5 protein-coding genes and 3 pseudogenes are annotated in these 5,187 nt (G+C 66.8%); 4 read left to right on the top strand and 4 right to left on the bottom strand.

Annotated elements, in window-relative coordinates:
- Positions 1–9: 9 nt before the first annotated feature.
- Positions 10–129, top strand: coding sequence for a DUF346 domain-containing protein (locus tag ACTWPW_RS62900; protein ID WP_443174839.1), 120 nt, complete (start codon positions 10–12; stop codon positions 127–129).
- Between the two features lie 262 nt (positions 130–391).
- Here the strand turns inward: ACTWPW_RS62900 and ACTWPW_RS62905 are convergent, their stop codons facing one another.
- Entirely contained in the window at positions 392–691 is a 300-nt protein-coding gene (locus ACTWPW_RS62905) for a hypothetical protein (protein ID WP_443174835.1), read from the bottom strand.
- A gap of 882 nt (positions 692–1,573) precedes the next feature.
- A pseudogene (locus ACTWPW_RS62910) lies at positions 1,574–1,893 on the bottom strand (transposase); the annotation flags it as partial.
- 104 nt (positions 1,894–1,997) lie between these two features.
- Here ACTWPW_RS62910 and ACTWPW_RS62915 point away from each other — a divergent pair.
- Together ACTWPW_RS62915 and ACTWPW_RS62920 are read left to right on the top strand one after the other, a co-directional pair.
- A pseudogene (locus ACTWPW_RS62915) lies at positions 1,998–2,210 on the top strand (IS630 family transposase); the annotation flags it as partial.
- 242 nt (positions 2,211–2,452) lie between these two features.
- On the top strand, positions 2,453–2,848 hold the full coding sequence (locus tag ACTWPW_RS62920; protein ID WP_443174836.1) for a hypothetical protein: 396 nt from the start codon (positions 2,453–2,455) through the stop codon (positions 2,846–2,848).
- Between the two features lie 223 nt (positions 2,849–3,071).
- Here the strand turns inward: ACTWPW_RS62920 and ACTWPW_RS62925 are convergent, their stop codons facing one another.
- Positions 3,072–3,680, bottom strand: a complete 609-nt coding sequence (locus ACTWPW_RS62925) for a hypothetical protein (RefSeq protein WP_443174837.1) — start codon at positions 3,678–3,680, stop codon at positions 3,072–3,074.
- Positions 3,667–4,860, bottom strand: a complete 1,194-nt coding sequence (mptB, locus tag ACTWPW_RS62930; protein WP_443174838.1) for a polyprenol phosphomannose-dependent alpha 1,6 mannosyltransferase MptB — start codon at positions 4,858–4,860, stop codon at positions 3,667–3,669. Before mptB ends, ACTWPW_RS62925 begins: the two co-directional genes overlap by 14 nt.
- A gap of 56 nt (positions 4,861–4,916) precedes the next feature.
- Between mptB and ACTWPW_RS62935 the strand changes: the two are divergent.
- Positions 4,917–5,059 (top strand): annotated as a pseudogene (locus ACTWPW_RS62935) (transposase); the annotation flags it as partial.
- Positions 5,060–5,187: the final 128 nt, after the last annotated feature.

Genomic DNA, 5,187 nt, shown 5'->3' on the forward strand with positions numbered 1-5,187 from the left:
ACCACCATCGTGTTCAACAACGAGCTGACCGCCTTCGCCCGCGGCACCGACAACAGCCTGCAGCACTGGTGGCTGCGCCCCGGCGCAACCAACCAGCGCGACTCCTGGGGCGGCGAGTTCGCCGGATAAAACTAACTGTCTCGTCGAGGGACCTTCTTGAGACGACCTGAGGAAGCTGACGCGATCTCGTCCGATCATCTGGATCGGACGGGATTTCGCGTTTCCGGTGTCCCGTTGCAGCGAAAAACTGTGCAAGCTCATTGAAGGTGCAGTGACTCCTGGGGCTTACGCTCCCGAAGACGACGGGGACCGGCCTGTGCGTAGGGTGAGCCGGCGCGATCGACGCCCAGAGCATCAAGACGTCCGACAACGTCCCCACCACCAGTCAGGGCTACGACGCCGACAAAAGATCGCCTGAACGGTATGGTTGACATGCGCCGCTCTGCCCGGCTTCCAGAAGCCCATCAAGGATCGGGTCCATCTGGCCGCTGAATCGCTCAGGCTGCTGGCCGACCCCACCACGATCAAGACCTTGTGGGCCCTTCTGCAGGGCTCGCCCGTGGCTGCCGGCCCACATCCACTGGCCGGTCCCGCCCGGCGAACGGCCGAGCGCGCTGACCGCGCTGACCGCGCCGCACACCGTCCTGCCGCTGCATCGCCGGTCCTGCCGCCGCCGGTCCCGCAGGGACATCGAGCAATGGTGCGGAGGTCCGCCCGATGGCTTCCGCCGGATAGACGGTACGGCACGGTCGCTCCGCATGTACGTCGGCCTCCAGGAGGGCCCGCCGGTCGCCTTTGGGGGTGTCGCCCTCGGCAGCGCGCCACAGCCCAAGGACGGAGGTGACCTCTCATCGTCATGCGGCAGGTCACGCGCCCGCCGGGCGATGGCCTCGACAGGCGCGTGACCCTTCCCTTCCCGGTAGCGGTCTCGCAGGTGCTGACGAGCCGTGGTCGATGAGCACGAAGTCCTTGCCCAACGCGACGTCGGTATGGCCCGCCTTGGAAATGCCAGCGTGGATGTCGACCAGCAGCCGCTCTCGCCGCAGCGTACGGCACGCACAGTCGCCGACCGGACGATCAGCAGCTGGTAGCGCCTTGGCCCGGCGCAGGTAACGGCCAGCGGCCAACCACGCCAGGTCGCCCCCGATCACCACGACATCGACAGCACATGGACCTTTGGTCCTACTTTGACATCCTCCGCCCGTCTGAAGGCGGGCGATTCCAACAGCGACTACCTCACCAGGAGGGGGTTGCGTTGAGATCCGCGGTTCACTGGCCCGCCCAGCGGTGGGCCTCCCCGCGCAGCGACGGCATGCCCTGCCGCGTTCACATCGGCGTTGCCGGCGTATCCGCAGGACCGGCACCCCGAAACGCGCTTGGCTCTCGCGCGCCTCCCGGTCCACGATCCCGCACGCCGAGCACCGCCCGCCCGTGTACGCGGGGTTGATGGTCACGACCCACCCGGGGCCTTGTGCTCCAGCCGGTCCCACCCCGCGGCGAAGAAGGAGCGGTAGAGGCCAGCCTTGGCGGCGACGTTGCTGCCGGGCTCGGCGATGCTCCCCCTAGCCAACCGGGTCATAGTGGCGTGTTGTTTGTCGGAGTGGGCGATGACGATGGTGGCGTCGAGGTCGAGCGGGATCAGCTCGCCGTCACTGCCCGGTGCGCCCTCGCCCCGGCCAGGTCCCAGGCGCGTTCACGGGCCAGGGCCCGCGCCGCTCGCAGGGTCCTGAGCGCTTTGGTCTCAGCGCGGGCGAGCCGGTCGATCAGGCGGGAGACGGTCGGATCGGAGGCGACGGGGCCGAACAGCTCGGGCTGGGCGCGCAACGCGGCGATGTCGGCTAGGCAGTCCCCGCCGAGGGCGAGGCTGGTGTCTAGGTCGGCCACGATCTTGCCGGTGTTTCCACCCTCGGCTACCTCAGCCCTATCGACTACGAGCAGCAGACCATCGATAGGGTGCTGCTCGCCGCATAACGACCGGTGTCCATACTTCGGGGCGAGCCCCCTTCGGACGTTTGCACCGGTTCACCGTGGCCAATTCCAACCATCCCAACCACACTGTGCAGACTCGCGCCTTGCATGCGTACCTGCGCTGGGGCAACGCCCACGCCTCCCACCGCGACATGCTGGCCGCCCAACGCCGTGAAGGCGCCCGCGTCCGAAGCGAGAAAGGCATCCGCTGGGGTGGCCGACCGCTGGCGCCGGCTGCTTGAACATCACCCAATCCGATGATCGTTTGTGGTCAAAGCACTAGATTCGTCGTCATGGCACTCATGATGACAGTTGGAATGAGACCGATCCGACGGATCATCCTGATGGTGATTATGGCTTGTCTGTTGTTCAGTGCTGACAGGGTGGAGCCGCATGTGCAGTACCATGTCGGCCCGGAGTTTCGAATCGGGTATCCGGCCGGCTGGCGGATCGATGTCAATCCTGGCACGCGTTACCCTTGGTAATGGCCGCGAAGCCGCCACGGCGGCTGTTCGATTGGTGGGCCGAATATCAGGTGTACCTGCTTCCGCCCGGAGCCTCGTTGGAAGAGGCCGTGGAACAATATCTCACGTCCGTCCGAGACCCTTCCGATTCCGTGCTGGACGGTTCTTCCGGTTTCGTGCTGGAAGGACGTGAGAGAGTGGTGGTGGGCGGGAGCACACCGGGCTATCTGCTGCATGGCTTCCATGTCGAATACGCCCCCGACATGGAGAGCATCCCCATCACTGGCGAAACCGTTCTGTTCACCGTGACGGAACGTGATCAGATGCTCCAGGTTCGCTATAGGTGCCTACCGCGGCGATGCGGATTTGAAAACGTCGCCATCCGCTCTGTCATGAAGTCGCTGGTGCCGCAATGAAGGCGCGGCCTGGCGTCTCGGCGCTCACCGCTGACAGCCTTTACCGTGGATCGAACCGGACACCCAAAGAGTGCCGCGGATTTGATCGTGAACGGGCCGACAGGCCACGGGTCTACGCTCAGCGATAGCCCAGAGAGCCGACGTTCCGAGCGGGCCGGTTCGAGGCCCTGGCGTGCGCGTTCGTCGGCTTCCTGATGAACGACTAGGGTATCGCCATCCCCGGCTATGGCGCTGACGGTGGCGGTCCCGTTGACGTTGGCCGCTTGCGTTCGCGCCCTGCGGCTCGCCACGTCCACGCCACCAGCCCCAGGGTTAGAACTAGCAGCACCCACCCCATCTGAGGCCGGACCACGGTCCTCAGCCAGTCGAGGTCGCCGGGCTGCCCCTGGACCCGAGCAGGTAATACCCGAGCAGGCAGGTAGGCGAGAGACAACACCAGCAGGTGTACAACCGCGAACCCGTCCACGGCCGAGGCCGCCACGAGCGCCAACACGCCGAACGCCAGCCCGTCGTACCAGGGCAGGATGTACGGCGTCGCGAACAGGTACGCCACCACCAGCCCCGCCACCACCACCGGCGCCTCCAGCCCACCCCCAACGTGCTGCGGTTTCCCCCGAGACCGGTGCGTGCCCGCGGCGGGCTGAATCTGCGACGACCAGTGGCTGTGTGAGGCCCAGCGCAGCAGGCACCAGGCAACGAGCACCAGCACCAGCAGGGAGACGACCTGGATTTCGCCGCGATATGCGCTGCCCGTCCCGACCGTGGACTGGAGCCAACCTTGGACGAGCTTCCAGAACGAGGCATGTGAGATCGACTTGCTAGTGCGTGTCACTGGCGCGATCGCCGCCGCTCCGGCGATCGCGTATCCCGCGACCACCAGCGCTAACGCGCAGCCCGCCATGAGGGCTAGGCGGGCGGGTCGGCGACGTAGTTCCCAGGCCGGGCCCAGGCCAGCAAGCCGGCATTGAGTTTGATCGCCACCCCGAGTCCCAGCAGGCGCCTGCCCCCACGGGCCGGGCCCTGGCCAAGAGTGCGGCGACCACGCCGGCGACGGCCAACGTGTCTACGTGCATGCCCGCGACAAGGTGGTAGAGCAGGAGTGGGTTGGCCGTCCACAGCAGGGCGGCACGCAGGCGCCTGACTGGGTCGTCCCTCGTGAATCGGTCTGTGAGGAGTCCTGTCGCGATGAAGGCCGCGGCGTTGAACAGGGCCAGCACGAAGATCGTCAGCCGGAGCGAGTCGCCGCCGGCCCAGCTCGCGACCGCCTGGAGAGCCGTCGCCACCGGCCCGTACACACTCGGCTCCTCGCGCCACGGTTCCTCAACCGCATCGGCGACGGGATCGCCTGGCAGGTCGGCGGCGCCGTGAGTGTACGGGCTCAGGCAAAGTGTCACCATGCGGCCGTACACGGCGTAGTTAAGATGGTCGCCGGAGCCCGATGGAGGCAGGAACGCCAGGACCCCGGCGGCGATGCACCCGATGAGCACGAAGGAACGGGCGCTCGGCAGACCTCTGTGCCATTTCGCCGATGCCGTCCCACGATTTCCGCTCACTTCATGGCCGGGGTAGGCGGGGGCCGCGTTTCCCGGACCTGACACGGCGGGCACCTCTGGATCGGATCCGGCTGGGATCTTGGGACCGGATCCGGCGGGAAATTCTGAACCGGATCCGACAGTGATCGGGATCCTGGAGACGGCCGTGGCTGCGATGCGGATGGCGAGTAGAGCGGCGAGCAGGCCGAGGCCACCGAGAACGAGCGCGGCGGCGGCGAGGGCGATCGTCAGATGCTGGTTGGGGTGGACGTCGAGAGAGTACGGCGGGGACCAGGCGGGGCCGCTCAGCGAGGGGACCATGGGCGATGGGCCGAGAATTCCTATGGTGATCGTCAGCAGGATCGAAGCACCGATCGCCCCCGTGGCCGCTGCTGCCACCCCGCCTCGTGCCTTGTCATGCCGCATCTCCGGTTGCGTCACCAGGCCTCCAGGGCGCCGATCGAACGTGATCAGCACCATCCAACCGGCAGGAGCGTCCTACGCGCCAACCCGCTGATCGTTTCCGGTCACCGGTGCCGGCCGGGCTGGACGTGCACCTCGTGTGCGACAACTACGCCACCCACAACACTTCCGAGATCAAGGCGTGGCCGGGCAAACACCCCGCTTCCACGTCCACTTCACCCCGACCGGCTCCTCCTGGCTCAACCAGGTCGAGCGATGCCGGAGTTCCGCAGTTCCTGGTGGTGCTGGTGACACGGTTATGGGTAACAGGCCAGGTAAGCGGCGTTCGCGGTGGTGGCACAAGGAAGTCCGATCCGTGTCACTAGGAACACCGCTCGACACCTT

Origin of the sequence: Nonomuraea sp. KM90 (assembly GCF_052246675.1) — a bacterium.
In the GTDB taxonomy this organism is placed as follows: domain Bacteria; phylum Actinomycetota; class Actinomycetes; order Streptosporangiales; family Streptosporangiaceae; genus Nonomuraea.

Coding starts and splice junctions, on each gene's coding strand:
- ACTWPW_RS62920 (WP_443174836.1), top strand. CDS start 2,453: ATGGCCGCGAAGCCGCCACGGCGGCTGTTCGATTGGTGGGCCGAATAT.
- ACTWPW_RS62905 (WP_443174835.1), bottom strand. CDS start 691: ATGTCCCTGCGGGACCGGCGGCGGCAGGACCGGCGATGCAGCGGCAGG.
- mptB (WP_443174838.1), bottom strand. CDS start 4,860: ATGGTGCTGATCACGTTCGATCGGCGCCCTGGAGGCCTGGTGACGCAA.